Below are 25927 nucleotides of genomic sequence, written 5' to 3'. Positions count from 1 at the left end.
GCTTGGAATGACGCGCAGCATCACCAACCCGGCAGAACTCCACGACCCCACCGGCTACGGCTACAGCCACGTCGTCTCCGCGCCCGGCGAGCAGGTCTTCATAGCCGGCCAGTACGGCTCCGACCCGGCCGGCCACGTGGTCTCCGACTCCTTCGACGCCCAGGTCGGGCAGGCCTTCGCCAACCTCCGCACCGCCCTGGAGGCCGTGGGCCTGGGGCTCGGCGACGTCGCCCGGATCGGGACCTACGTCGTCGGGCACGACCAGGAGAAGCTGGAGGTGCTGCTCAAGCACCTGCATGCCGCCTGGGGCACCGCACTGCCCGCCCAGACGCTGATCGGCGTGGCCGCGCTCGCCCTGCCGGACATGCTCTTCGAGATCGACGCGGTGGCGGTCCGGGCGGCCCCCGCCGTGTAGCCGGGGACTCCTCCGGTTGCCGGTCCCGGGTTGCGGGTGTGCCCTGGTTGATGGGAGAGAGGAGCCCGTCATGGCACATGCGGCACCCACCGCCCCCCGGGGGCACCGGCAGCCGGCGTCCGGTACGGCGGCCCACATGAGCAGGTCGGCCCTCCTGCGGCCGCTGCTCGCGGGACTGGTCTACGGCGTCTACGCCGCCTTCATGCAACGTCAGACGGGGCCCGTCGACGCGGGCAACGTCTTCTACGGGATCCTGTGCGGCGCGATCTTCGCCGCCTGCCTGATGGCCCTCGCCCGGATCGGCCCGCGGCTGGCGCAGGAGCCGCACGCGGCGGCGTACGGGGCCTTCGCCGGCATCGCCTTCGGCTACCTCTACAGCCTGGGGGGCGAGTCGATCCTGAAGAGCTCGGGCCTGGGCCTGCTCGTCGGCGCGGGCGTCGGCGTGGCGGCCTTCTACCGCTACCACACGCGCCACGGCTCCCAGGGTGCCGTCCGCGCGAGCCGGATCCGTACGCCGTAGGCCGCGGCCGGGACCCGACGCCGGAGCCCCGGCCACCCGCCGTGTGCGGGGGCCGGGGCCCGGTACTTTCGGCGGCGGACTCCGGACGAAAGGCCGAGGCGGGCCGACGGGCGGGTGACGGAGACTGACTGAGGCGCCGGTTCCCGCGCTCCGTGGTCGAACCTCACGTGACCACTCTCCGTTGCCGAGGGCGCGGGAGCCGGTGCCTCCCCATGCCGTGACACCCCTGCGCGGTGTCCCCGCGCGGTGTCCCCGCACGGTGTCCCCGCACGGTGTCCTACGCGGCCGTGTCCTCCCCGGCCTGCGCTTCCGCGGCGGGCTGCGCGGTCTTGGCGGGCTCGGGCTCCGGGGTGCGCACGGACGCGGCCGGCGGGGCCGGCGGGGAGAAGCGCGCGGCCTCGGCGCGGAGCATGGCGTTCAGGGCGAGGTACGGGTCGAAGGGCATGGCGGAACCTCACGGTGTTTCGGGGGTGTGGGGGGACGCGCGCCAAGGGCGTTGCTGCGCCCGGCGCGCGGTGCTGCTGCTCGGCCTGCCGGCCGGATCAGCAGCGCAGGACCACACTCCGTACCGCCCGCAGGGAGGCCGCCGGTGCGGCGGCCTCCGCCCCGTGCGGGGCCGGCTCCGCGGGGCCGGACCGGGGAGGTTTCACGTGGAACACCGGCCGCTGCAGTCCCCGTACGCCGGGGACGCCTCGGGCCGGCACCCTTACGGCCACCCGTACTTCGGGATCGCCGGCCGGATCGGAGGGTGCCTCCGTGGGCTCGGCCGGGGCGGTCGGGGCGGAGCGGGAGCTTTCGGCCGTCGCTGTGGACGGGGCGGCTCCGCCGACGCCGAACAGGCACAGCAGCACGGCGCAGAGCACCGTCAGGGCCGTCATCAGGGCCCTGTCCGGCGCCGTCCGTCGCGCTGGCCGCGTACCGCTCATGCCGAGGGTGTGCCCCGGCACGCGGGCGGATCATCCCCCGGAACCGCAGCGTCCCCCGACCGGGGGACGAAGACACCCCCCACGGCTGTCAGGTGGCCGCAGGGGGTGTCCGTCCATCGGCGGCCGCCGCCGGTCAGCGCGGGGTCCGGCGGTGGCCGGTGAGGCGGGCCAGCACGGCCGTTTCGCCGCTGATGAGCCGGAGTTGGGCCCGCCCGGACGGCCCGCCGCGTCCGGCGAGGCCGGGGGAGACCCGGGTCACGGTGAACACGGCGGTACGCCGGTCCGCGCGCGCCACCTCGATCGTCTGCCCGCGCCGCAGTTCGCCGAGCCGGGGCAGGTCTCCGGAGACCACGGCGGTACCGGCCGAGCCCGGGGGCGGGCCCGCGGAGTCCCATACGGCGGGGTCCGGGACGGGCGGCTTGGCGTCGGCGGCGCCGGCCTGCAGCTCCGGCGCGTACGGACCGCCGTACGGTGCACCGCCCCTCAGCGGTACGTCCGTTCCGAGGGCCGGGATGACCAGGCGCAGCGGCGGCGAGGCCGGCAGGGCCGTGATACCCGACCGTCCGGGCCGCCGGGCACCCTTGCCGGTGGTGTGTCCGCCGGAGTGCTCCAGCTGCCGGGCCAGCCGGCGCGGGCCGGACAGCCCCAGGACCCGTGAGGGCAGGGCGTCGCCCGCGGTCGGGGCGGCCGGCCTGCCGCCTTCGGAGGTGCGCAACACCCCTAGGCCGGTGCACAGCACGGCCACCGTCAGTACGCCGACCACCCACTTGGCGCGGGGCATGGGAATCCCTCCTGGTCCGGCTCGGGCGGCCGGTCCCGAGAGCAGTGGACCCTTCCCTGCCCCCCGGCGGGGCGTGTAACACGGCGAACTGACGGCAAGTCATCGCTCCGTCACCCGTCCTCCGGTGCGTCTTCGCAGATGGAGGCCGGTGGGTGGGCGCCGGAGCGGGTGTGGGGGGCGTGCGCCCGAACGGGTGAGAACGCCGAGGGCGGACCGTGGGCGTGTCGGATCCGCGGCACGTTCTGCCACATGCGAAAACCTGTCGAGCGGAACGATATGACGAGCCGTCGGCCGGAGTTGCGGGGCGGGGGCGGGCGGCTTGTCCTTGGATCATGAATGATCCATACGCATATGCCCTGGCCATGGGGACCCCTGACGTCCCGAACCCGCCCGCCCGGTCCGCCCCGCACGGCAGTGGTGCCGCCCGTGCCGGTGCCCCGGCCGTGGCCCTGTCCGGGGCACCGGCCGGGGCACCGGCTGTGCTCACACCCGCTCCGGTGTCCGGGCCGGCCGCCGGACCGGAGGCAGGACGGGCGCCGCAGCCCGGGTGAGGTACCCGGCGCCGAGCGGCGGGCCGTCCAGCTCGGTCGTGGCGGCCGTGGGCTGGAGTTCCGACAGCCGCCGCAGCAGGCCGGGGGCCAGCTCCGGGCCGACCGCCCGGGTCAGGGCCGCCGCCCCGGTGGGGTGCGCGTGCACCCAGCCGATGCGGCGCAGCCCCGACCAGCCGGGCTCCTCGGCGGCCTCCGCCAGGGCGCGGGCCGCCGGGGCGAGGGGCAGCAGCCCGACCTCGGCCGGCGCCCCCTGCTCCGGCGCCCCCGGCCCCGGCCCCGGCGACGGCCTGTACGGCCGCACCGACTCGGCGACCGCGAGCCGGGTGAAGGCCGGCCGGGGCAGCTCCGCGTGGTCGGCCAGGTCGCTGACGGTCGGGGCCAGGCAGTGCACCCCGGCCGGGAACCCGTCCCGCACGGCGGCGGCCGCGACCGCCCGCCCGGCCGGACCCGCGTCCCCGACGGTGACCAGGTGGAACGCCGTACGCCTCCCCCCTCCGGAGGCGAGGGGCAGCAGCGCGGCCGCCGTGGCGGCGGGCTGCTCCACGCACCAGACGGCGCCGAAGCCGCCGACGGGTGCGGCGCCGGCCAGGACCTCGGCGCCCCGGCGCACGTCGAGCCGGGCCGCGAGGAGGTCCACGTACTCGGGATACAGCCCGGTCAGCGCGAGCTGACGGGCCAGCAGGAGCCCGCTCCGCCGTACGTCGCCGGCGGTGAGCAGGGTCAGGTGGTGGCCGCGGCCGAGCAGCTCGGCGGCGAGCCGGATGCCGGTGGGGCTGGCGGCCCCGGCGAGGGCGATGTGCACGGCGGACTCGTTTCGAAGGAGGTGGGCGCGTGCGGCTACGCGATGACGGTGCTCCGGGTGGCTCCGGCGGTCCCGGCGGTCCGGGAGGTCCCGGCCGTCCCGGCCGTCCCGGCGGTCCGGGAGGTCCCGGAGGTCGCGGCGGTCCGGGAGGTCCCGGAGGTACCGGCGGTCCCGGCGGTCCGGGAGGTCCCGGCGGTTCGGGAGGTCCGGGAGGCTCGGTCGGTTTCGGCGGCGGCCGGGACCGGCGGCAGCGGTGTGGTCACGGTGACCTCGCCGGGGATCCCCACCCGCGCGAGGAAGGCCCCGCGTTCGGGCCCGGCGCCGATGACGGAGAAGCAGACGGCGTCGCCCGCGCCGACCAGGCCGTTCACCACGTCGGTGTAGAAGAGCACCGGGGTCGCGGAGGTGACGAGATTGCCGAGCTCGCGGGCGTGCGCGGGGGCCTTGCCCGTGTCCAGGCCGGCGAGTCGGTGGTAGTCCTCGACCAGGGCCGGACCGGCCTGGTGGGTGTAGACGCGCCGCACCTCGTCCACGAAACCGGGGCGGTGGGCGTCCATGGTCTCCTGGTTCATCATCATGCCGCGCGAGTAATAGCGGGCCAGTTCCGGCCCGTTGAGTCCGAAGGCGGAGAGTTCGGCGGAACCGGGAAAGCCAGGCGGGTGGGCCGCGCCGCCTCCGGGGTAATGGATGAGCGGATCGCTGAATCCGGGCCCGCCCCCGAAATCGAGGGAATCGCGCGAATAGAAACCGAGGCCGCCCTCGAAACTCTCGTCCCGCTCGAATACCAGCGCGGTCGCGGCATCGGAGAAAAGGGCCCCGGAACACCACAGGGTGTGCGCGAAGGGATGCTCCCCGTCCGCGCCGCTGTACTGGGAAATGATGCCGTTCTCGTCGATGCCGATCGGGCTCGCGGCGTTGTACGAGATCACCAGCGCGCGGCGGGCCCCCGTCCGGGACAGGTGCGCGGCGACGCGGGAGAGCCCGCCGCAGCCGGCGCCGAGCTGGAAGGGGGGCACGCTGTCGGGGATGCGCAGGCGGCGCAGCAGGTTGAAGGCGTCCTGGTCGAGCATGATCTCGTACGGGGTGCACGTGGCGACGAAGACGGCGTCGATGTCCCCGGGCTCCGCGAGGGCGGAGCGCAGCGCCGAGCGGGCGACGTCGACGACGGTGTCGAGCGAGGCGAAGCGCTCCCGGTCCCAGCTCTTGGAGGTGACCCCGAGGATGCGCTCGATGTCGGCGCCGCTGATTTCCCCGCCGGCCCGCTTGCGGTGCGGAATGTGCGCGAGCCGGGCCCAGTCGTCGACGGATATCACCTCGCCGATCTGGGCGCCGACACCGGAAATCCGGTAGGGGAACGGGTACGCGTACGGGGCGGGGGCGGGGGAAGGGGACGTTTGCGAGGCAGACATGCTTCTCCGGTCCGTCGAATCCGATGGGAACGGCTCCAGCGAACACCAGCGGGCGGGCGGGGAGAAGGCAATGCGGGGCGCGCAGGGGTGAAAGCGTTGAATACCGGATCGCCGGTGCGCCGGGGACGGCCGGTGTGAGCGGGCGACGGGTGGCCAACGCCTGGCTGGGCGATCTGCTGGCCGAGGCCGGGTGGAGCGGGGCGGAGCTGGCGCGGGCCGTCAACGCGCTCGGGACCCTGCACGGGCTGGCCCTGCGCTACGACCGGACCGCCGTCGCGCACTGGCTGTCGGGCACCCGGCCGCGCCGGCCCGTGCCCGAGCTGATAGCGGCGGCGCTGACGGAGCGGTGCGGGCGGCTGGTCACGGTGGCGGAGGCGGGCCTCGGAGCGGGATCGGCGGGGGCGGCGGGCCCGGCGGGGCCGGGGCCGGAGCCGGGGGCGATGGCAGGGGTGGCCGGGGCCGGCGGCGGGGCCGAGGGCCTGCTGCGGCTCGCGCTGCAGGCCAGGGCGGACGCGGATCCGCACGGCAGGGGGCCGCTGCTGCGCAGCCCGTACCAGCCGGTGCCGGTGCCGGTGCCGGCGGCGGCGTGGGACCCGGTTCCGCCGCGGGGCGGCGGCCGCGGCCCGGGTGACGCGGGCCCGGCCGCGGGCCCGCGCGCGCGTACGGCAGCCACCATCACGGAGCTCGCCGCGCGGCGGCATCTCGCGGCGCACGCGGCGCAGTTGAGGGATCTCGCGGGAACCTTCTCGGGTCTCTACCTCACCCATGGCGGCGTCCACACCCGGACGGCCCTGGCGGCCTGGCTGGCCCAGGACGCCGGCGCCTTCGCGGCCCGCCGCGCGGACGGCCGGGGCCCGTCCGGGGAGCCGTGCCCGGTGCCGGACGTCTGGCGGGGGTACGCCCAACTCGCGCACTTGCTAGCGGAGATGACGGCGGACGCCGGGCATCACGGGCTCGCGCAGGAGTACCACGGCATCGCCCTCGCGCTGGCCCGGCAGGCCCGGGACCGGCGGATGTACGCGATCACCCTGCGGGCGATGAGCGCGCACGCCGGCCGGCTCGGTCAGCCCGCGCACGCGGTACGGCTCGCCCGGGCGGCGGTGGAGAGCGCGCCCGCCGACGGGGGGCCCGGCACGCTGGCGTTCCTCCTGGTGCAGCGGGCGGCCGCGCACGCCCATGCCGGGCAACGGTCCTCCGCGGAAGCGGACTTGGCCGCCGCGACCCGCTTGCACGGACGGCACGCGATACGGGCGACGCCGCAGCCGCAACCGCCCGACGGGCCCTTCGACGCGTACGCCCGGGCCGACCTCGACTTCGCCCGGGCCCGCACCCACCTCGCCCTCGGCGAGTTCCCGGCCGCGGCCGAGGCGCTGGAACGGTCCCTCCACGGCCGCGCACCCGGCCGGCACCGGGCCACCGCGCTCACGCACGCCGCGCTCGCCGAGACGCTGCTGCGCCTCGGGCACCTCACCCGGGCGTGCGAGCACTGGCGGGCGTTCCTGACGGCCGCCCCGGCGGTGCGGTCGCGCGCGGTACGCGAGGCGCTCGCCCGGCTGCTGCGCGACCTGACCCCGTACCGGCGCACGAGGGAGGCGGCCTCGGCCGTCGCGATGGCCCGAGCCCTGGCCGAACGGCTGCCGTGAGCACGGCGGGACGGGACGCGGCGGCCCGCTGCCCGCTCAGTGCGGGGTGGCGGCCGCCCGGCGGTAGCGGAGTTCGGGTACCGGGGAGCCGTCCGCGTACTCGACGAGGGCACCGCCGTCGGGGCGGAAGCCCGCGCGCTCGTAGAACCGGATCGCCCGGGCGTTGCCCTCGACCACCCAGAGCCGCACCGCGGGGTAGGCCGCCCGGCGCAGCACCTCGGCCATCAGGGCGCGGCCGACGCCGGTGCCTATGACGTCGGGCCGCGCGTACAGGGCGTACAGCTCGCCCTCGTCCCGCGCGGTGCCCTCGGGATCCGTGGTCGTGGCGGGGCCGAAGGCGGCCCACCCGAGCACCGCCCCGTCGGGGCCCTCGGCCACGAGGTTGGTCACGGCGCCCGCGCCGGCGCCGCCACCGGCCGACGCGGCGAAGGCCGCACGCCGCTGCTCGGCGAACGCGGTGACGCTGAGGCCGTCCAGGTAGGACTGCGGCATCAGCCCGGCGTAGGCGTGGCGCCACGCCCCCTGGCGTACGGCGGCCACGGCGTCGATGTCGGATTCGGTCATCTCGCGTACGGAGTGGCGGGTCCGACCCGCGGCAGTGGCGTCCATGCGGGGAGTGTGCCAGCGCGGTACGGGTCCCGGCACCGGGATTTCAGGGGCGGCCGGCGCCGTCCGGCCAGGGCCTGCGCCCAGGTCCGGCCGGGTGCAGGCCGGTGACGCCCATGACCACGGAGTAGAGGCTGGTCCCGGCGGTGATGAAGAGGCGGTTGCGCTTGGCCCCGCCCCAGGCGATGTTCGACACCGTCTCGGGGAGGCCGAGCCGCCCGAGCAGGGTGCCGTCGGGGTCGTAGCAGTGCACGCCGTCGCTCATGGCGGCCGCCCAGAGCCGGCCGCCGCGGTCGAAGCGGAGGTTGTCGAAGCGGGCCCCCGGGCGCCCGGGTCCCGCCAGGATCGGCCGGAAGACCCTGGTGGGGGGCGGGTCCGCAGGCCACTCTCGGAAGAGACGCAGTTCACCGGCCCCGCACCAGCGAAGGAGCACCATGTCGGTCGCCGCCCCCTCCCTGAAGTCCCTCTTCCGGCACGTCCTGCAGGGCCTGAACCGCCCCGAGGCGGCGGTCCTCCTGGAGTCGGACAACCTCCTGGTGAAGTCCCCGGGGCCCGGCGCGCTCTGGCCGCGCGCCAGCCGGCAGGCCGTCGCCTGGTACGTGGTGGGGCCGGCCGGCGACGTGGTGGACATCGAGCTCGTCACGATGGACGGCTCCCAGGCCCGGACGGTGGCCGTCCTGGCGACCGGCGTGGCGACCCACCGCACGAGCGTCACCGTGACGGTCCCCCGGGTCGCACCGGGCCGCTACCTCGTCCTGGTCACCTCCACCACGGGCATGCTCGACGCCTACAGCCAGCCGGTCACGATCACGGCTTGAGGTCCCGCAGGGCCGTGTTCAGCTCCAGTACGTTGACCCGCGGCTCGCCCATGAAGCCGAGGGTGCGGCCCTCGGTGTGGGCCTTCACCAGCTTGGCCACCTCCGCCACCGGCAGTCCGTTGCGCCGGGCGACGCGGGCCGTCTGGAGTTCCGCGTAGGCCGGGGAGATGTCGGGGTCCAGGCCGGAGCCGGAGGAGGTCACCGCGTCGGCCGGGATCCGGTCGGGCCGCGGGGCGTAGCCCGGGACGGTGTTGTCGAGCAGCACCTTGGCCTTGGCCTCCCGCACCGACTTCAGCAGCTCCGGGCTGTCCGCCGCCTTGTTGGTGGCGCCGGATACCAGCAGCTCGTACCGGGTGTTGACGGTGTTCTCGGCGAGCCCCGCCGCCGGGCGGCCCTGGAACCAGCGCAGGTCGTCCCCGTACGACTGGCCGATCAGGGAGGAGCCGACGACCTTGCCGCCGGCGTCCTTGATCTCGGAGCCGTTGGCCTCGCGGCCGAAGGCGGCCTGGGCGATGCCGGTGACGGCGAGCGGGTAGAGGACCCCGCACAGCACGGTGAGGACGAGGAGGGCACGCAGCCCGGCACCGAGCAGGCGGGCGGTGTTGCCTACGGAGTTGTTCATGGGTTCAGCACGTTCCTAAGAGACGGAGCCCTGATGTTCAGCGCAGGCCGGGGATGAGGGAGACGACCATGTCGATGAGCTTGATGCCGATGAACGGGGCGACGAGGCCGCCGAGTCCGTAGAGGGTGAGGTTGCGCCGGAGCATCTTGTCGGCGCTGGTGGGCCGGTACTGGACGCCCTTGAGGGCGAGCGGGACCAGGGCGATGATGACCAGCGCGTTGAAGATGACCGCGGAGAGGATCGCGGAGTCGGGGGAGTGCAGGCCCATGATGTTGAGCTTGTCCAGGCCCGGGTAGACCGCCGCGAACATGGCCGGGATGATCGCGAAGTACTTGGCGACGTCGTTGGCGATGGAGAAGGTCGTCAGCGCGCCGCGCGTGATCAGCAACTGCTTGCCGATCTCCACGATCTCGATGAGCTTGGTGGGGTTGGAGTCCAGGTCCACCATGTTCCCGGCCTCCTTGGCGGCCGAGGTTCCGGTGTTCATCGCGACGCCGACGTCCGCCTGCGCGAGGGCCGGGGCGTCGTTCGTACCGTCGCCGGTCATGGCGACGAGCTTTCCGCCGGCCTGCTCGCGCTTGATGAGGGCCATCTTGTCCTCGGGGGTGGCCTCGGCGAGGAAGTCGTCGACGCCCGCCTCCTCGGCGATGGCCTTCGCGGTCAGCGGGTTGTCGCCGGTGATCATGACGGTCTTGATGCCCATGCGCCGCAGTTCGTCGAAGCGTTCGCGCATGCCCTCCTTGACCACGTCCTTGAGGTGGATGACACCGAGGACACGGGCCCCGCGCTCGTCCTCCAGCGCGACGAGCAGCGGGGTGCCGCCGGCGCCGGAGATCTCGTCCACCCTGGCCCGGGCGTCCGGGGCGACCGTACCGCCCTGTTCGCCGACCCAGGCGATGATCGAACCGGCCGCGCCCTTGCGGACCTTGCGGCCGTCCACGTCCACGCCGGACATACGGGTCTGTGCGGTGAAGGGGATCCATTCGGCGCCGGCCAGCTCGCCCTGGTGGCGTTCGCGCAGGCCGTACTTCTCCTTCGCGAGGACCACGATCGAGCGGCCCTCGGGGGTTTCGTCGGCCAGCGAGGAGAGCTGGGCGGCGTCGGCCAGTTCGGCGGCGATGGCGCCGGTGACGGGGACGAACTCGGAGGCCTGGCGGTTGCCGAGGGTGATGGTGCCGGTCTTGTCGAGGAGGAGGGTCGAAACGTCGCCCGCCGCCTCCACGGCGCGGCCCGACATGGCCAGGACGTTGCGCTGCACCAGGCGGTCCATGCCGGCGATGCCGATCGCGGAGAGCAGGGCGCCGATGGTGGTCGGGATGAGGCAGACCAGCAGGGCGGTCAGCACGATCATCGACTGCTTGGCGTGCGCGTAGACCGCGAAGGGCTGGAGGGTGACGACGGCCAGCAGGAAGACGATGGTGAGGGACGCGAGCAGGATGTTGAGCGCGATCTCGTTGGGGGTCTTCTGCCGGGCGGCGCCCTCGACCAGGTTGATCATGCGGTCGATGAAGGTTTCGCCGGGCTTCGTCGTGATCTTGATGACGACGCGGTCGGAGAGGACCTTGGTGCCGCCGGTCACGGCGGAGCGGTCGCCGCCCGACTCGCGGATGACCGGGGCCGATTCGCCGGTGATGGCGGACTCGTCGACGGAGGCGACGCCTTCGACGACGTCCCCGTCGCCGGGGATGACATCACCGGCCTCGCAGACCACGAGGTCGCCGATACGGAGCTCCGTGCCGGGGACCTGTTCCTCGACGGAGCCGTTCAGGCGGCGGGCGACGGTGTCGGTCTTGGCCTTGCGCAGGGTGTCGGCCTGGGCCTTGCCGCGGCCCTCCGCGACGGCCTCGGCGAGGTTGGCGAAGACGGTCGTCAGCCACAGCCAGCCGGTGATCGCCCAGCCGAAGAGGTTGCCCGGGTCGGAGATCGCCAGCGCGGTGGTCAGTACGGAACCGATCAGCACCACGAACATGACCGGCGACTTGACCATCACCCGGGGATCGAGCTTGCGCACCGCGTCCGGCAGGGACTTCAGCAGCTGCTTCGGGTCGAAGATGCCGCCGCCGATCCTGGCCTTCTCGGGCTTGTGACCGCTGGGCAGGTCCCCGTGCGGGGCGCGGGTGGGGGTGACGGTGCTCATGAGGCGAGCCCTTCGGCGAGCGGGCCCAGCGCCAGGGCCGGGAAGTAGGTGAGGCCGGTGACGATGAGGATCGTGCCGACGAGCAGGAAGGTGAACAGCGGCTTCTCGGTGCGCAGGGTGCCCGCCGTGGCGGGGACCGGCTGCTGTTCGGCGAGCGAGCCGGCCAGGGCCAGGACGAACACCATCGGCAGGAAGCGGCCGAGCAGCATCGCCAGACCGGTGGTGGTGTTGAACCACTGGGTGTTGGCGTTCAGGCCGGCGAAGGCCGAGCCGTTGTTGTTGCCGGCCGAGGTGTAGGCGTAGAGGATCTCGGAGAAGCCGTGCGCGCCGCCGTTGGACATCGAGGTGACGGGGGTCGGCAGGGCCATCGCCAGCGCCGTGAAGCCGAGCACCAGGGCCGGGGTGATGAGGATGTAGCAGGCGGCGAACTTGATCTGGCGGGTGCCGATCTTCTTGCCGAGGTACTCGGGGGTGCGGCCGACCATCAGGCCGGCGATGAACACCGCGATGATCGCCATGATCAGCATGCCGTAGAGCCCGGAGCCGACGCCGCCGGGCGCGATCTCGCCGAGCTGCATGCCCAGCAGCTGGATGCCGCCGCCGAGGCCGGTGTAGGAGGAGTGGAAGGAGTTGACCGCGCCGGTCGAGGTCAGCGTCGTGGCGACCGAGAAGATCGCGGAGGCGCCGATCCCGAAGCGGGCCTCCTTGCCCTCCATCGCACCGCCCGCGGCCTGGAGCGCGGGGCCGTGGTGGCCGAATTCCGTCCACATCATCAGGGCCGTGAAACCGAGCCAGATGGTGACCATCGTGGCGAGGATCGCGTAGCCCTGGCGGACCGATCCGATCATCTTCCCGAAGGTGCGGGTCAGGGCGAAGGGGACGAGCAGGATCAGGAAGACCTCGAAGAGGTTCGAGAAGGGGGTCGGGTTCTCGAAGGGGTGGGCGGAGTTGGCGTTGAAGTAGCCGCCGCCGTTGGTTCCGAGTTCCTTGATGGCCTCCTGCGAGGCGACGGCGCCGCCGTTCCACTGCTGGCGTCCACCCATGAACTGGCCGACCTCGTGGATGCCGGAGAAGTTCTGGATGACCCCGCAGGCGACCAGCACGATGGCGGCGATCACCGCGAGCGGGAGCAGGATGCGGACGGTGCCGCGCACCAGGTCCGACCAGAAGTTGCCGAGTTCGCCGGTTCGGGAGCGCGCGAAGCCCCGTACGAGGGCCACCGCGACGGCCATGCCCACGGCGGCGGAGAGGAAGTTCTGCACGGCCAGGCCGCCGGTCTGCACGAGCGGGCCCATGGCCTGCTCACCGGCGTACGACTGCCAGTTCGTGTTCGACACGAAGGAGGCGGCCGTGTTGAAGGCCTGGTCCGGCTTGATGGAGACGAAGCCGAGCGAGCCGGGCAGGTGGCCCTGCAGGCGCTGGAGCAGGTAGAGGAAGAAGACGCCCACCGCCGAGAAGGCGAGGACCGAGCGCAGGTAGGCGGGCCAGCGCATCTCGATGTTCGGGTTGGCGCCGACCGCCTTGTAGATCCACTTCTCGGGGGCGTAGTGCTTCTTCGAGGAGTAGACGCGGGCCATGTGGTCGCCCAGGGGGCGATGGGCGAGGGCCAGGGCCGCGAACAGCGCGAGCAGCTGGAGCACCCCGGCGAGGACGGGACTCATCGGAGCTAGAACCTCTCCGGGAAGACGAGGGCGACGACGAGGTAACCCAGAAGGGCGATGGCGACCAGCAGGCCGACGACGTTTTCGGCGTTCACAGCTTGGCCACCCCCTTGGCGACGAGGACCACCAGCGCGAAGACCGCGATCGTGGTGACGACGAAGGCCAGATCGGCCATCGTGAGCTCCCGGAGGGTTCGAGGGCGGGCGTTTTTAGGACACCTCTGAGTGGAACGCCTTTTCGGGTCCTCACAGGCTTCCTTGACGGGGCCCATACGCCCGTTGGCGCGGCCTTGACGGGTCCCTAACGCGGGTGGACGCGGCGTGCGCTCAGGCTAAGCGGATGTGGGGCAATATGCCCGGAATGTTCGTATTCATGACGCATGGCCGGAAGATCCAATTCCGTCTTCTGGAAATTCTTTTCCGCTATGCGGTATCCGCGTTATGCTCCGGCCGTCAGTCCCGCCCGCCCGTCCCGCCCGTCCGTAGGAGGAATGCCATGTCCGAGATCCGTGCCGAGTCCCGTGTCGCCCTGATCACCGGTTCCTCCTCCGGCATCGGCGCCGGCATCGCCCGCAGGCTGGCCGCGGCCGGCATCCGCGTGGTCCTGAACTCGGCGCGCAGCGAGAGCGCGGGAAAGGCGCTCGCCGCCGAGCTGCCCGAGGCCCTCTACGTACGGGGCGACGTCGCGGACGCCGAGGACGCGCGGCGGATCGTCCGGACGGCCATCGACACGTACGGACGGCTCGACATCCTGGTCAACAACGCGGGCGTCACCCGGTTCATCCCGCTGGGCGACCTGGACGCGGCCGACGCCGACGCCTGGCGGGAGATCTTCGAGGTCAACGTGGTCGGGACCTGGCAGATGATCACCGCCGCCACCCCCCACCTGCGCGCGTCGGGCGCGGGCTCGATCATCAACATCTCCTCGGTCTCCGCGACCCGCGCGCTCGGCAGCTCCATCCCCTACGCCGTCAGCAAGGCCGCGGTGAACCACATGACCCGGCTGCTGGCCTCCCAGCTCGGACCCGCCGTCCGGGTGAACGCGATCGCCCCCGGCCTGATCGACACCCCCTGGTACGAAGGCGAGGACCAAGTCTGGGAGAGCTCGCGGGAGTGGATCACCGAGAACACCCCGCTGCGCCGCGTGGGCACCCCCGAGGACGTGGCCGACGCCGCGCTGTACCTGGTCGACGCCGCCTACACGACCGGCGACGTGCTCACCGTCGACGGCGGCCGACACGTCGTCTGACCACGTCGTCCGACGTGGTCTCGGCCATCCCCGCCGGATTCCACATCGTGGACAACTACCCTCGGAATATGAACGCAGAAGCCGACGCACGCGCCGCCGCCGCACAGGCCACCTCCGCCAAGGCCACCGTGAAGGCCGACGACCGCAGTCACGTCTTCCACTCCTGGTCGGCCCAAGAGCTCATCGACCCGCTCGCCGTGGCCGGTGCCGAGGGTTCCTACTTCTGGGACTACGACGGCAACCGCTTCCTCGACTTCTCCAGCGCCCTCGTCTACACGAACATCGGCTACCAGCACCCGAAGGTGGCCGCGGCCATCGCCGAGCAGGCCGGCAAGCTCTGCACCGTGGCGCCGGGCTTCGCCGTCGACGTGCGCTCCGAGGCCGCGCGGCTGATCGCCGAGCGCACCCCGGGCGACCTCGACAAGATCTTCTTCACCAACGCGGGCGCCGAGGCCGTGGAGAACGCCGTGCGCATGGCCCGGGTGCACACCGGCCGCCCCAAGGTGCTCTCCGCGTACCGCTCGTACCACGGCGCCACCTCCACCGCGATCAACCTCACCGGGGACGCGCGCCGCTTCGGCAACGACACGGCCACCGCGGGCGTCGTGCACTTCTGGGGGCCCTTCGCCTACCGCTCGCCCTTCTACGCGGCCACCCCCGCCGAGGAGTGCGAGCGCGCGCTGCGCCACCTGGAGGACACCATCGTCTTCGAGGGCCCGCAGTCCATCGCCGCGATCATCCTGGAGACCGTCGGCGGCGCCCCGGGCGTGCTCGTGCACCCCGAGGGCTACCTGGCGGGGGTGCGCGCGCTCTGCGACCGCTTCGGCATCGTCTTCATCCTCGACGAGATCATGGTCGGCTTCGGCCGCACGGGTAAGTGGTTCGCCTCCGAGCACTGGGACGTCACCCCCGACCTCATCTGCTTCGCCAAGGGCGTCACCAGCGGCTACGTCCCGCTCGGCGGGGTCGCCATCTCGGCCGCCATCGCCGAGACCTTCGCCCGCCGGCCCTACCCGGGCGGGCTGACGTACTCCGGGCACGTGCTGGCCTGCGCCGCCGCCGTCGCGACGATCAACGTCATGGAGGAGGAGGGCACCGTCGAGCAGTCCGCCCGCACGGGCGCGGAGCTGCTCGGGCCGGGCCTGGCCGCCATCGCCGAACGCCACCCGTCGGTCGGGGAGGTCCGGGGCCTCGGCACGTTCTGGGCCCTGGAGCTCGTACGGAACAAGGAGACGCGCGAGCCGCTCGTCCCGTACAACGCCGCGGGCGCCGACAACGCGCCGATGGCCGAGTTCGGGGCGGCCCTGAAGAAGGCCGGGCTGTGGCCGCTGCTCGCCGGGAACCGCATCCACGTCGCGCCGCCCTGCAACGTGTCGGCGCAGGACGTGGAGAAGGGGCTGCGGATCATCGACGAGGCCCTGACGGTGGCCGACGCGCACACGGTGTGACCTGCGCAGGTCATAGGGAAACCCAATCCGTGGGTGCCTGTCTCGGAGGATTCGCTCCCTTACGAACGGCATGTGAACGTGCTGGAATCAACAGGCACCTACGGACCGGGATGCACGTCAGTCCCGGGGCGGTCCATGTCTTTGCGAGATCCGTGATCTCTGAGACGCGTGACCGAACGGCGGGGGGCGGGCTGCGCGTCCGCCGGACGCCGGGCGTACGGGATCCAGACAACCGGACTCCGTGTTCCCGAGTACCCGAAGGAAGACAGCGCATGAGCAAGCACATCCTCGGCCAGAACCAGTACGGCAAGGCCGAGAACCGCATCGTCAAGGTCACCCGCAAGGGCAGCGACGGTTCCTGGCACGAGATCCGCGACCTCAACGTCTCCGTCGCGCTGCGCGGCGAGTTCCGCGACGTCCACCTCACCGGCGACAACGCCAACTGCCTGCCCACGGACACCACCAAGAACACCGTGTACGCCTTCTCCAAGGAGCACGGCGTCGCCTCCCCCGAGGCCTTCGGCATCCTGCTCGCCAAGCACTTCGTCTCCTCCCAGGCCCCGATCCGCGAGGCGCAGATCCGCATCGAGGAGTACGCCTGGGAGCGGATCCCGGTCCCGACGCGCAAGGAGCAGCACTCCTTCTCCCTCAAGGGCACCGAGGTGCGCACCGCGCAGATCACGTACAGCGAGACCACCGGTCTCCAGGTGATCTCGGGTCTGAAGGACCTGACCGTGATGAACTCGACCAACTCCGAGTTCCACGGCTTCATCAAGGACAAGTACACGACGCTGCAGGAGGCGTACGACCGCATCCTGGCGACCAAGGTCACCGCGCGCTGGGCGCACTCGGCGCTCGCCGCCGACGACGCCGGGTACGACTGGGACCAGTCGTACAAGAAGGTCCGCAAGAACATGCTGGAAGCCTTCGCGGAGACCTACTCGTACTCCCTGCAGCAGACCCTGAACCAGATGGCCGAGCGCGTGCTCGACAACTGCCCCAAGGTCAACGAGGTGCGCCTCAACCTCCCCAACAAGCACCACTTCCTCGTCGACCTGGAGCCCTTCGGCCTCAAGAACGACAACGAGGTCTACTTCGCGGCCGACCGCATGTACGGCCTCATCGAGGGCACCGTGCACCGCGACGGCGTGCAGCCGGTGATCGCGACGAGCGACTGGATCACGGCGTAACACCCGTTCCGCATTGAGGTAGTTCGGCCCGGACCGCGTCGCGGGGTCCGGGCCGTTCCGCGTTCCTCCCCCAGGGCGCGGACTCCCACGGCCCATCGGGCTGCTAGGGCTCCTCCGGCCGCCCCACGAGCAGGTTCCAGCGCCCGGCGCGCCCCGTCAGCGCCGTCGCCGACCCCGGCCGTACGTCGAGCCGCCAGAAAGCGGCCGGGGGCAGTTCCAGGGCCCACACCACGGCGGCCCGTACGACGCCCTGCCCGACCACCGCCCGGTGCGTCCCCGGTGCCAGGGCGCCCAGGTGGGCGCCGACCCGCGCGATCAGTGCTTCCACCGACTCCCCGCCGCCGACGGGGGCGTACGCGGTGTCGGTCATCCACCGCCGCAGGCCGTCCGGGTCCTGCGCGGCCACCTCGTCCATGCTCCGGCCGGCCCAGACCCCGTGGTCCTGGCCGCGCAGTCCTTCGTGCCCCGGGCAGGGATCCCCGCAGGGGAAGCGGTGCAGGTGCCCGGCCTCGTCCAGAGGCGGTGTCACGAGGTGGACTCGTACGGTGGTGGGGTGCACCGTCCGATGGTGCCGGGGTTTCGCGGCGCGTTCAACCACCGGCCACCTGTCGGGCGCGGACATGACAAACAACCCGGCGAGCGTCTTTCCCTCAGGGCACAACCCTTGTAAAGGTGGAAGAACAGTGACCGTACGTCTGGCCGCCCGCGCCTCCGCGCTCGTGCTCTGCACCGCACTCGCGGCCGCCGTCGCGCCCCCGGCCGGGGCCTCGGCCGGGGCCCCGGCCCCCTCGATCGGCAGTGTCCGGCCCAAGGCCGAGACCGCGCCGCTGTACGACGACGAGGCCGGCGGCGACGCCAACGCGGACGACCCCGCGATCTGGCGCAACGCCGCCGACCCGGGGCGCAGCCTGGTGATCGCGACCGCCAAGCAGGGGGGCTTGCGGGTCTACGACCTGGACGCCCGGCAGGTGCAGTCGCTGCCGGCCCCGGCCGGACCGGGAGCCGATGACGCACCCGGCCGCTTCAACAACGTCGACCTGGTCAACGGCCTGCGCCTGGGCGGCGGGCGGCGCGCCGACGTCGCGGTGGTCAGCGACCGGGGCAACGACCGGCTGCGGATCTACCGGATCGACCGGAACCGGCCCGGCGGTCCGCTCACCGACGTCACCGACCCGGGAGCGCGCCCCGTCTTCTCCGCCGGCCAGGCAGAGATCAACGAGCAGAAGACCGCGTACGGCCTGGCCACCTGGACGGACCGGAAGTCCGGCCGGTCCTACGCGGTGGTCAGCCGGCGCAACCGCACCCGGATCGCCCTCCTGGAGCTGCTCGCCACCCCCTCCGGCACCGTCGGCTACCGCCAGGTGCGCACGCTCGACCTGCCGTCCTCCTTCCGCCTGCCGAACGGCGCGGCCTGGACGCCCTGCGCCGAGCCGGGCGAACTCCCGCAGGTCGAGGGCATGGTCGTCGATCCCGCGGACGGCACCCTGTACGCGGGGCAGGAGGACGTCGGGATCTGGCGCATCGACGCGGGCCTCACCGGCACGCCGAAGCTGATCGACACGGTGCGCGAGTACGGAGTGCCCGGCACCTACGACGAGGCGACCGAGGAGTGCCCGCCCGGCGCCGATCCCGGCTACGGCGGCAAGCGACTGACGGCCGACGTCGAGGGCCTGACCCTGGTCACCGAGGCCGGCGGCGACGGCCACCTGCTCGCCTCCAGCCAGGGCGACGACACCTTCGTCGCCTACGACCGCGAGCGCGCGGACCGCAACCGGTTCGAGGGCGCCTTCCGCGTCACCGCCGCCTCCGCCACCCTCGACGGCTCCGAGGTCTGCGACGGCGCCGCCGCCCTCAACGCCCCGCTCGGCAAGCGCTACCCCCGCGGTCTGCTCGTCGTCCAGGACGGCCGCGAAACCCCCGGTGACGGCGACCGCGAGGCGACCGGCTTCAAGTTCGCCGACCTCGGCGAGGTGCTCGACGCCATCGGCTGAAGCCGTCGGCCCGCGGGAGGGCGCCGGTGAGACGGAGCCCTCCCGCAGGCACGCTGTAAGGCGGCCATAAAGAGGGGTACGGTGGCGGACGACAAGACGACGGTATGACGGAAGTCCGGTTGAGAATCCGGCACGGTCGCGCCACTGTGAATCCTCCCGGAGGGGGAGGAAAGTCAGACCCGCCACCGTCGTCGAAGGCACCACTGACCGGGACGCGTGTTCCCTCTGGAGGCTCCTGCCATGGCCAACTCCGCCGTGCCCACGACTGCCGCCCCTCTGGCCGTCGCACCCATCTCCCTCTCCGCCCTGGCCCCTTGGGCGCTGTTCGCCGGCGTCCTGATGCTGGTCCTGCTCTACCTCGTCGGCGCCGAGCAGGGCGCCACCGCGATCTTCGAAGGCGACACCATCCACGAGTGGATGCACGACGGTCGCCACCTCCTCGGCTTCCCCTGCCACTGATCCGCCGATCCGCAAGGGACCGACAACTCCATGAACACCATCTCCCCCCGCACGCTCCTCGTCCGGGGCATGCTCGCCGGCCTGCTGGCGGGCATCGCCGCGTTCCTCGTCGCGTACCTCCTGGGCGAGTCCCAGGTGGACGCGGCGATCGCCATCGAGGAAGCCGGATCCCACGATCACGGTGACGCCGAGGCGGCCCCGGTCAGCCGGGCCCTCCAGGCCACGGCCGGGCTCGGCACCGGAACCCTGCTCTACGGCATCGCGCTCGGCGGCATCGCCGCGCTCGTCTACTGCTACGCCCTGGGCCGGATCGGCCGCTTCGGCCCCCGGGCCACGGCGCTGCTCGTGTCCGGCGGTCTGTTCGTCACCGTCTCCCTGGTGCCGTTCTTCAAGTACCCCGCCAATCCGCCGGCCGTCGGAGACCCCGAGACCACGGTCCAGCGGACCACCCTCTACGTCCTGATGCTCGCGCTCGCCCTGCTGCTCGGGGCGGGCGCGCTGATCCTGGGCCGGCGCCTCGCGCCGGGTCTGGGCAACTGGAACGCCTCGGTCGTCGCCTCGCTCGCCTTCGTGGCGGCCGTCGGCATCGCCTACGCGCTGCTGCCGGGCATCAACGAGGTGCCGGAAGGCTTCCCGGCGGCGCTCGTCTGGAAGTTCAGGCTCGCCTCGCTCGCCATTCAGGCCGCGATGTGGAGCACTTTCGGCCTGGCTTTCGGATTTCTTGCCGAACGGGCCCTTGTCCCCGCCGCCGCTCCCAAGGAGGCTGTACAGCCTGTGAGTTGACGTCTTGCGTGCAAGTGACTGAAAGGCTGGTGACGGCGCGGTGACGACGGCGATCCGAGAGCTCGGGGACCACCGAAGACCCAAAGACCGCCGGGAGGGGCCGCGCCGCCCGCACCTGCCCCACGTGCCGAGCCTGCCGGGCCTGCCGGACCGGCGGCAGTGGCGGGAGATGCGGGAATGGCGGGGCTGGACGGGCGCCGCCCCGTTCTGGCTCAACGCGGTGCTCCTGCTGCTGACCCCGTTCACCACCGTCACCCTGCTCGCGCAGGTCGGCATCATCGCGGGCCTGACCGCCCTCGGCGGCCTGGGCCGCCACCTCTGGTCGGGTGACTACGGCCATGCGGCCATCCACTGCGCCGCCGTCGTCATGGGTGCGGCGGCGGTGACGCTCGTGGTGGTCTGACGGGCCGCCGTTCGGGGGGTTAGCCCCCCGAACGACCGTCCCGGCTGCCGGATGTAGCGGTCGCGCTGGCTCAACCACCCTTGATCCATGACCACGTACCGCTCCAAGACCGCACTCGCCGCCCTCTGCGCCACGGCCGTGGTGGCCACGCTGACCGGTACCGTCGGCGCCGGCGCGGCCGCCGCCCGCGGCTCCGCGACGCCCGCCCCGCCCGCCCTGGCCTGGACGGCGTGCACCCACGAAGGTCACCTCGACGGCCAGCAGTGCGCGAAGCTGTCCGTCCCCCTCGACTACGCCGACCCGGCCGGCCCGCAGGTCGACCTCGCCGTGTCCCGGCTGCCCAGCACCCGGCCCGCCGCCCGGCGCGGGACCCTGGCCGTGGTGCCCGGCGGCCCGGGCAGCTCGGGCGTGCAGCGGCTCTCCCAGAAGGGGGCCGCGCTGGCGGGGCGGCTGGACGGCGCCTACGACCTCGTGGCGCTCGACCCGCGCGGGGTCGGCGGCAGCGTCACCGCCTCCTGCGGCCTGGACGAGGCCGACCGGCGCCTGACGACCCTGCGTTCCTGGCCCGGCGCCGACGGGGGGATCGCGGAGAACGCCGGCCGCTCCCGCCGGGTGGCCGAGGCCTGCGCCGCGAACGGCGGCGCGGAGCTGCGCAGTTTCACCACCGCCAACCAGGCGCGGGACATGGACCGCTTCCGGGAGGCCCTCGGCGAGCGCAAGCTCTCCGTCTGGGCCGTCTCGTACGGGACCTACGTGACGGCGGTGTACGCGCAGAAGTTCCCGCAGCGCACCGACCGGCTGGTGCTGGACAGCAGCGGCGACCCCGATCCGCGGCGGGTCGAGCGCGGCTGGCTCGCGAACATGGCGCAGGGCGCCGACGACCGCTTCCCCGACTTCGCCGCCTGGGCGGCCGACCCCGCGCGGGCCACGGAGGGGCTGCGGCTCGCCGAACATCCGGACGCGGTACGGCCGTTGTTCCTGGCGCTGGCCGAGGAGCTGGACCGTGCCCCGAAGCCCTCGAACGTCCCCGGCCTGCCGCTGACCGGCACGATGCTGCGCCAGGCCATGCAGCTCGCCCTGTACGGCGACGCCCAGTTCCCGGCCTTCGCCCGCCTCGTCCGCGCGGCCCAGGACCCCGGGGCGGTCCCGGAGCTGCCCCGGGAGCTCGCCGCGGTGCTGCCCGACACGGACGCGGCGCTGATGGTGGCCGTCATCTGCAACGACGTGGCCTGGCCGAAGAACCTCTCCTCGTACGAGCGGGCGGTGGCCGCGGACCGGGCCGCGCACCCCCTGACGGCCGGGATGCCGGCGAACATCACCCCGTGCGCCTTCTGGAAGGACGCCCCCGCCGAACGCCCCACCCGGATCACCGGCCGGGGCCCCTCCACCATCCTGATGGTCCAGAACCTCCGCGACCCGGCGACCCCGTACGCGGGCTCGCTGAAGATGCGCGAGGCCCTCGGTGCGCGCGCCCGGCTGCTCACCGTCGACCACGGCGGTCACGGGGTCTACCTCGGCAACGGCAACGCCTGCTCCGACCGCACGGTCACCGCGTACCTCACGACGGGGGAGCGTCCGCTGCGGGACGCGGTGTGCCCGTCCTGAAGATCCGGTCCAGGTGGTGGCGCAGCACCGCGACGGCCGACTCGGGCCCCCGCTGGCCGACCAGGATGCTGGTGCCCATGGTTGCCGCCATGGCGAGCAGGCTGATGGCCTCCGTGCGCGCGTCGGCGTCCGGGTCGGCCAGGCCGGATTCCTGGGCCCCGGCGATCAGCCCGGCCACCGCGTTCTCGGCGGCGTCGGGGTTGTCGATGAAGGGCTGGGCGGCCAGCGCCTCGTCGGTCACGGACAGGATCGAGTACGAGCTGTAGAGCAGGTGGAAGGTGCGGCTCTCCGCGTCGGTCGGCAGGGAGGCCAGCAGCAGGGCCTCGATGGTCGCGCGCGGGCCGGGAGCGGGGCCGGCGGCGGCGAGGCGGGCGCCGACCCGGGCGGTGAAGCGGTCGGTGAGGTGCTGGAGCCCGTAGAAGAGCAGTTTCTCCTTGGTCTGGAAGTAGTACTGCACCAGGCGCAGGGAGACCCCGGCCTCGGCCGCCACGTCGCGCATGCCGACCGCGTGCAGCCCGCGGCGTCCGGCGACGCGGATGAGTGCCTCGGCGATCTGGGTGCGCCGTTCCTCGTGGTCCACGCGTTTCGGCATGTTCTGGTGTCTCCGCCCGTCGGCGCTCGTGGGTGTTCGTGGGTGTGGGTCGGTGTGGGTCGGTGTGGGTCGGTGCTCGTGGGCGCTGGGCCCGCGGCTCATTTTCATGGTACCGCCGTATCAACATCATGGTACGGTCGTATCACGAAGAACGGATCCCCGGTCCTCCAGGAGGTGCCCCCGTGCCCGACAACAAGCCCCGTGTACGCCGCGACATCGGCCGCTACGTGAGCGACGAACTGCGCGAGCGCTACTTCGCCGCCTGCGACGCGCTCTACGCGATGGGAGCCCCCGCCCGCTCCGAGACGGACGTGGAGACGAGCTTCGGGACCACGCACGTCTACCGGTACGGGCCCGCGAACCCGGCGGCGGAGTCCCGTACGCCGGTCGTCCTGATCCACGGCTCGGGCGGCTGCTCGGCCCAGTGGTACCCCAACACCGCCGCCCTCAGCGCCGACCGGCCCGTCTACGCGCTGGACACCCCCGGCGACCCGGGCCGCAGCGTCCAGCGCGAGGTGATGTGGCAGCCCGAGCGGGCGGCCCAGTGGATGGACGAGGCCCTCGACGCGCTCGGTCTGGACCGGGTCCACCTGGTCGGCTCCTCCTACGGTGGCTGGCTCGTCATCAACCAGGTCCACCTGCGTCCCGGCCGGCTCGCCTCGGTCACCGCCCTGGACCCGGGCGGCCTGGAGAAGGTGGGGCTGCGCTTCTTCGTGTGGATCTTCGCCAGTCTCTTCGCGACCTTCGCCCCCAAGGCGCTGCGCCCGACCCTGGCCAAGTGGCTGGAGCAGCCGGTGCTGGTCGTCCCCGAACTGCGCAGGATGATCCAGACGGGCGTCCGTGCCTTCCGGATCAAGCGCCCCGCCCCGCTGCCCCTGTCGGACGCGGAACTGGGCACGATCCGCACGCCGTTCTACCTGATCATGGGCAAGCGGAGCCTGCTCGTGCACCCGAAGCGCCAGCTGGAGCGGGTGCCCCGGGTGATTCCCGGAGCCCGCGCCGAGATCGTCTCCGCGACCGGGCACGGGCCGCAGATCGACCACCCCGAGCTGGTCAACGCCCGGATGCTCAGCTTCTTCGAGGACGTCGACTCCCTGGATCCGGTCGCGCGCGAAGCCGCGTAGCGGGGCGGCGGCTCAGCCCGCGAGGGTCCGCAAGCGGAGCCGGTACTCCGTCGGCGTGGTGCCCAGTGTGCGGCGAAACGCCCGTACGAGGGTGTCCGTGGTGCCGAACCCGCAGGTGGAGGCGATGCGTTCGAGCGTGGCATCGGTGTCCTCCAGCCGATTGCGCGCCAGCTCCACGCGGGCCGACTCGATGTAGGCGGCCGGGGTCATGCCCAGCTCGGACTTGAAGATCCGGGCCAACTGCCGCTCGCTGACGTGCGCGTACGCGGCGAGATCGGCCAGGCTGAGCCGGCCGCCGAGGTGCCGCCTGATGAAGTGGCGCAGGTCCTCGCCGCGCCGCGTCGCGGATACGGGCTCCAGCGGGACGCTGAACTGGCTCTGCCCGCCGGGCCGTTTCAGGTACATCACGAGCTGCCGCGCCACGCGCAGGGCGACGGCCTCACCGAAGTCCTCGGACACCAGGGCGAGCGAGAGGTCCAGGCAGGCGCTGATCCCGGCGCCGGTCCACACCTCGCCCTGCCGGATGAAGACCGGGTCGGCGTCCACCTCGACCTCCGGGTGCTCGGCGGCGAGCTGCTCCGCCGTGGACCAGTGGGTCGTGGCCCGCTTGCCGTCGAGCAGCCCGGCGGCGGCCAGCAGGTGCGCCCCCACGCAGACGGAGGCCACCCGGCGCGAGCGCGCGGCGAGGGTCCGCACCCAGTCGACGACCTCCGGGTCGGTCAGCGCGCGGACCCGGCGCTCGGCGTCCAGCTCGACGGCCCCGGGCACCAGGAGCGTGTCGATGCTCCGCGCGGCGGCCTCGTGGAAGGTCAGGTCCGGCAGGATGCGCACCCCGGCCGAGGTGGTGACGGGATCCAGGGTCCGCGAGGCCAGGACGACCCGGTAGCCGGCCTCGTCCTCCGTCGCGCGCGGGACCAGGGAGAACACCTCCGGAGGTCCGGTGACGTCGAGCAGGTCGACGCCCTCGAAGAGCACGATCACGATCAGCCGCGGTGCGAGGTCCATGGTGTGCAACGCTAACAGAGATCGTAAGCAACGATTACTGATGCTGTTAGCGCTGCTACCATCGAGCCATGTCAACGGCCCGAGAACGCATCCTGGACGCCACCGCCGAGCTGCTCGCCACCAAGGACGCACCGGCGATCTCCACCCGGGCCATCTGTGACCGCGCCAAGGTCGGCATGCCCGAGATCTACCGTCAGTTCGGCGACAAGGAAGGGCTGCTCACCGCGGTGGCCGACCTCGGCTTCGAGCGTTTCCTCGCCAACAAGCGGCGCAACCCGCGGACCGCCGACCCGGTGGCCGACCTGCGCACGGCCTGGGACAGCCACGTCGCCTTCGCCCTCGCCAACCCCCACCTCTACCGGCTGATGTTCACCCCGGCCGGAGCGGCCAAGCCGCAGGCGATCGCGGAGGCGCAGGCCCTGCTCCTGGCGGCCGTGGAACGCTGCCTCGCGGCGGGCCGGCTGCGGACGACCCCGGCGCTGGCCGGGCAGTCGATCCTCTCGGCGAACGTGGGCGTCTGCCTGATGGCCCTCTCCTTCCCCGAGCTGTACGACGGCCCGGACATCTCCCGCTCGGTGCGTGACGCGGTGATCGGGAAGGTCACCGGCGACGAGCGGGAGGACACGAGGATCGGCGCCGCGACCGTCCTCGCCCAGGCGCTGGTCGACACCCTCACCGGAGCGGCGGAGGGGTAGACCCCGCGCCCGCCCGCGCCCGCCCCCGCCCGCCCTTGCGGCCCCACCGCTGCTCGGCGATGATCTGGGCCTTCCATCGGTCGGGGGGCGTCGTCGGTGACTGGTTGGCTCTTCCTTCTCGCGCTGGTCGCGCTGGTGGTGTTCTGCGTCGCGCTCGGCATCCACGTCCACGCGAGCCCGCTGCTGAAGCGGGGCGTCCGGCACTCCGCCGTCTGCGTCGACGTGGGCCAGGTCGCGGGGGGTTCGATGATCCTGCTGGAGTACACCCCGGTGGGCTCGCCCGCCCGCCGGTACACCGTGGGCCCGTTCGTCTTCCCGCCGGTCCGGGTCGGGGGCCGGATGGACGTGATCTACGACCCGAAGCGCCCGCAGGACGTGACCCTGCCCGACCGCCTGCCCCGCGGCACCCGCGGGCTGCTCGTCACCGCCGCCGTGTCCGGCACGGTGCTCGCGGCGTGCGTCCTGCGGATCGTGCTGGCCGTACGGGGCTGAG

The 25927-nt window shown here is 73.0% G+C and carries 30 protein-coding genes; 15 read left to right on the top strand and 15 right to left on the bottom strand.

Going from position 1 to position 25927, the window contains the following annotated elements:
- Positions 1-7 precede the first annotated feature (7 nt).
- Together ACWCP2_RS10820 and ACWCP2_RS10815 are read left to right on the top strand one after the other, a co-directional pair.
- The gene (locus ACWCP2_RS10820) at positions 8-415 is read left to right on the top strand and encodes a RidA family protein (protein WP_450908252.1); all 408 of its coding nucleotides are present in this window, start codon (positions 8-10) and stop codon (positions 413-415) included.
- 70 nt (positions 416-485) lie between these two features.
- Positions 486-935, top strand: a complete 450-nt coding sequence (locus ACWCP2_RS10815) for a hypothetical protein (RefSeq protein WP_450908251.1) — start codon at positions 486-488, stop codon at positions 933-935.
- 277 nt (positions 936-1212) lie between these two features.
- Here ACWCP2_RS10815 and ACWCP2_RS10810 read toward each other — a convergent pair whose 3' ends face one another.
- The 5 genes from ACWCP2_RS10810 to ACWCP2_RS10790 all read right to left on the bottom strand — a co-directional run bounded on the left by ACWCP2_RS10810 (position 1213) and on the right by ACWCP2_RS10790 (position 5404).
- On the bottom strand, positions 1213-1380 hold the full coding sequence (locus tag ACWCP2_RS10810; RefSeq protein WP_450908250.1) for a hypothetical protein: 168 nt from the start codon (positions 1378-1380) through the stop codon (positions 1213-1215).
- 97 nt (positions 1381-1477) lie between these two features.
- The gene (locus ACWCP2_RS10805) at positions 1478-1813 is read right to left on the bottom strand and encodes a hypothetical protein (protein WP_450908249.1); all 336 of its coding nucleotides are present in this window, start codon (positions 1811-1813) and stop codon (positions 1478-1480) included.
- 181 nt (positions 1814-1994) lie between these two features.
- The gene (locus ACWCP2_RS10800) at positions 1995-2642 is read right to left on the bottom strand and encodes a hypothetical protein (RefSeq protein ID WP_450908248.1); all 648 of its coding nucleotides are present in this window, start codon (positions 2640-2642) and stop codon (positions 1995-1997) included.
- A 483-nt stretch (positions 2643-3125) separates the two neighbouring features.
- Complete coding sequence (locus ACWCP2_RS10795) at positions 3126-3995, bottom strand: hypothetical protein (RefSeq protein WP_450908247.1); 870 nt, start codon at positions 3993-3995, stop codon at positions 3126-3128.
- A 35-nt stretch (positions 3996-4030) separates the two neighbouring features.
- Positions 4031-5404 carry a 3-oxoacyl-[acyl-carrier-protein] synthase III C-terminal domain-containing protein gene (locus ACWCP2_RS10790; protein WP_450908246.1) on the bottom strand — a complete coding sequence of 458 codons (1374 nt, stop codon included), beginning with the start codon at positions 5402-5404 and terminating at the stop codon, positions 4031-4033.
- 134 nt (positions 5405-5538) lie between these two features.
- Between ACWCP2_RS10790 and ACWCP2_RS10785 the strand changes: the two genes are divergently transcribed.
- Positions 5539-7047 (top strand): hypothetical protein, encoded by a 1509-nt coding sequence (locus tag ACWCP2_RS10785; RefSeq protein ID WP_450908245.1) that lies wholly within the window; start codon positions 5539-5541, stop codon positions 7045-7047.
- Positions 7048-7083: 36 nt separating this feature from the next.
- Here the strand turns inward: ACWCP2_RS10785 and ACWCP2_RS10780 are convergent, their stop codons facing one another.
- Positions 7084-7656 (bottom strand): N-acetyltransferase family protein, encoded by a 573-nt coding sequence (locus ACWCP2_RS10780; protein ID WP_450908244.1) that lies wholly within the window; start codon positions 7654-7656, stop codon positions 7084-7086.
- A gap of 43 nt (positions 7657-7699) precedes the next feature.
- Positions 7700-8089: an SMP-30/gluconolactonase/LRE family protein gene (locus tag ACWCP2_RS10775; protein ID WP_450908243.1), complete on the bottom strand. Its 390-nt coding sequence runs from the start codon at positions 8087-8089 to the stop codon at positions 7700-7702.
- Between ACWCP2_RS10775 and ACWCP2_RS10770 the strand changes: the two genes are divergently transcribed.
- The gene (locus ACWCP2_RS10770) at positions 8088-8471 is read left to right on the top strand and encodes a Ser-Thr-rich GPI-anchored membrane family protein (protein ID WP_450908242.1); all 384 of its coding nucleotides are present in this window, start codon (positions 8088-8090) and stop codon (positions 8469-8471) included. The genes ACWCP2_RS10775 and ACWCP2_RS10770 overlap by 2 nt on opposite strands.
- On the opposite strand, the gene kdpC is transcribed toward ACWCP2_RS10770, so the two are convergent.
- The 5 genes from kdpC to ACWCP2_RS10745 are packed head-to-tail and all read right to left on the bottom strand — an operon-like array spanning position 8461 to position 13162.
- The gene (kdpC, locus tag ACWCP2_RS10765; protein WP_450908241.1) at positions 8461-9093 is read right to left on the bottom strand and encodes a potassium-transporting ATPase subunit KdpC; all 633 of its coding nucleotides are present in this window, start codon (positions 9091-9093) and stop codon (positions 8461-8463) included. The two genes, ACWCP2_RS10770 and kdpC, sit on opposite strands and share 11 nt — an antisense overlap.
- 37 nt (positions 9094-9130) lie before the next feature.
- Positions 9131-11230 (bottom strand): potassium-transporting ATPase subunit KdpB, encoded by a 2100-nt coding sequence (gene kdpB / locus ACWCP2_RS10760; RefSeq protein WP_450908240.1) that lies wholly within the window; start codon positions 11228-11230, stop codon positions 9131-9133.
- The gene (kdpA, locus tag ACWCP2_RS10755; RefSeq protein WP_450908239.1) at positions 11227-12891 is read right to left on the bottom strand and encodes a potassium-transporting ATPase subunit KdpA; all 1665 of its coding nucleotides are present in this window, start codon (positions 12889-12891) and stop codon (positions 11227-11229) included. The genes kdpB and kdpA overlap by 4 nt, the downstream gene beginning before the upstream one ends.
- 5 nt (positions 12892-12896) lie before the next feature.
- A complete protein-coding gene (kdpF, locus tag ACWCP2_RS10750; RefSeq protein WP_450908238.1) occupies positions 12897-12986 on the bottom strand; it encodes a K(+)-transporting ATPase subunit F in 90 nt (29 codons plus the stop codon).
- Positions 12983-13162 (bottom strand): hypothetical protein, encoded by a 180-nt coding sequence (locus ACWCP2_RS10745; RefSeq protein WP_389688847.1) that lies wholly within the window; start codon positions 13160-13162, stop codon positions 12983-12985. Before ACWCP2_RS10745 ends, kdpF begins: the two co-directional genes overlap by 4 nt.
- A gap of 224 nt (positions 13163-13386) precedes the next feature.
- Here ACWCP2_RS10745 and ACWCP2_RS10740 point away from each other — a divergent pair, with 224 nt between their 5' ends.
- The 3 genes from ACWCP2_RS10740 (at position 13387) to pucL (ending at position 16777) form a co-directional block, all read left to right on the top strand.
- Entirely contained in the window at positions 13387-14139 is a 753-nt protein-coding gene (locus tag ACWCP2_RS10740; RefSeq protein ID WP_450908237.1) for an SDR family NAD(P)-dependent oxidoreductase, read from the top strand.
- A gap of 68 nt (positions 14140-14207) precedes the next feature.
- Positions 14208-15587: an aminotransferase class III-fold pyridoxal phosphate-dependent enzyme gene (locus tag ACWCP2_RS10735; RefSeq protein WP_450908236.1), complete on the top strand. Its 1380-nt coding sequence runs from the start codon at positions 14208-14210 to the stop codon at positions 15585-15587.
- A gap of 272 nt (positions 15588-15859) precedes the next feature.
- A complete protein-coding gene (gene pucL, locus ACWCP2_RS10730; protein ID WP_450908235.1) occupies positions 15860-16777 on the top strand; it encodes a factor-independent urate hydroxylase in 918 nt (305 codons plus the stop codon).
- Positions 16778-16880: 103 nt separating this feature from the next.
- Here pucL and ACWCP2_RS10725 read toward each other — a convergent pair whose 3' ends face one another.
- Entirely contained in the window at positions 16881-17336 is a 456-nt protein-coding gene (locus ACWCP2_RS10725) for a histidine phosphatase family protein (protein WP_450908234.1), read from the bottom strand.
- A gap of 124 nt (positions 17337-17460) precedes the next feature.
- On the opposite strand from ACWCP2_RS10725, the gene ACWCP2_RS10720 reads away from it, so the two are divergent.
- From ACWCP2_RS10720 to ACWCP2_RS10700, 5 genes are all read left to right on the top strand, one after another.
- The gene (locus ACWCP2_RS10720; RefSeq protein WP_450908233.1) at positions 17461-18768 is read left to right on the top strand and encodes a phytase; all 1308 of its coding nucleotides are present in this window, start codon (positions 17461-17463) and stop codon (positions 18766-18768) included.
- A gap of 240 nt (positions 18769-19008) precedes the next feature.
- Positions 19009-19227: a CbtB domain-containing protein gene (locus ACWCP2_RS10715; protein ID WP_450908232.1), complete on the top strand. Its 219-nt coding sequence runs from the start codon at positions 19009-19011 to the stop codon at positions 19225-19227.
- A gap of 30 nt (positions 19228-19257) precedes the next feature.
- Entirely contained in the window at positions 19258-20010 is a 753-nt protein-coding gene (locus ACWCP2_RS10710) for a CbtA family protein (protein WP_450908231.1), read from the top strand.
- Positions 20011-20134: 124 nt separating this feature from the next.
- On the top strand, positions 20135-20413 hold the full coding sequence (locus tag ACWCP2_RS10705) for a hypothetical protein (protein ID WP_450908230.1): 279 nt from the start codon (positions 20135-20137) through the stop codon (positions 20411-20413).
- Between the two features lie 87 nt (positions 20414-20500).
- A complete protein-coding gene (locus tag ACWCP2_RS10700) occupies positions 20501-22018 on the top strand; it encodes an alpha/beta hydrolase (protein WP_450908229.1) in 1518 nt (505 codons plus the stop codon).
- Here ACWCP2_RS10700 and ACWCP2_RS10695 read toward each other — a convergent pair.
- Positions 21972-22610, bottom strand: coding sequence for a TetR/AcrR family transcriptional regulator (locus tag ACWCP2_RS10695; RefSeq protein WP_450908228.1), 639 nt, complete (start codon positions 22608-22610; stop codon positions 21972-21974). The two genes, ACWCP2_RS10700 and ACWCP2_RS10695, sit on opposite strands and share 47 nt — an antisense overlap.
- A gap of 182 nt (positions 22611-22792) precedes the next feature.
- On the opposite strand from ACWCP2_RS10695, the gene ACWCP2_RS10690 reads away from it, so the two are divergent.
- The gene (locus tag ACWCP2_RS10690) at positions 22793-23734 is read left to right on the top strand and encodes an alpha/beta fold hydrolase (protein WP_450908227.1); all 942 of its coding nucleotides are present in this window, start codon (positions 22793-22795) and stop codon (positions 23732-23734) included.
- A gap of 12 nt (positions 23735-23746) precedes the next feature.
- Here the strand turns inward: ACWCP2_RS10690 and ACWCP2_RS10685 are convergent, their stop codons facing one another.
- On the bottom strand, positions 23747-24739 hold the full coding sequence (locus ACWCP2_RS10685) for a GlxA family transcriptional regulator (protein ID WP_450908226.1): 993 nt from the start codon (positions 24737-24739) through the stop codon (positions 23747-23749).
- A 68-nt stretch (positions 24740-24807) separates the two neighbouring features.
- On the opposite strand from ACWCP2_RS10685, the gene ACWCP2_RS10680 reads away from it, so the two are divergent.
- Both ACWCP2_RS10680 and ACWCP2_RS10675 read left to right on the top strand, forming a co-directional pair.
- On the top strand, positions 24808-25434 hold the full coding sequence (locus ACWCP2_RS10680; RefSeq protein ID WP_450908225.1) for a TetR/AcrR family transcriptional regulator: 627 nt from the start codon (positions 24808-24810) through the stop codon (positions 25432-25434).
- A 96-nt stretch (positions 25435-25530) separates the two neighbouring features.
- Positions 25531-25926, top strand: coding sequence for a hypothetical protein (locus tag ACWCP2_RS10675; protein ID WP_450908224.1), 396 nt, complete (start codon positions 25531-25533; stop codon positions 25924-25926).
- The last annotated feature ends 1 nt before the right edge of the window (position 25927 follow it).

It is taken from the genome of Streptomyces sp. NPDC002104 (assembly GCF_053593795.1).
The sequence above is the reverse complement of the archived record's forward strand: the minus strand, read 5'-3'. Positions and strand labels throughout refer to the sequence as shown.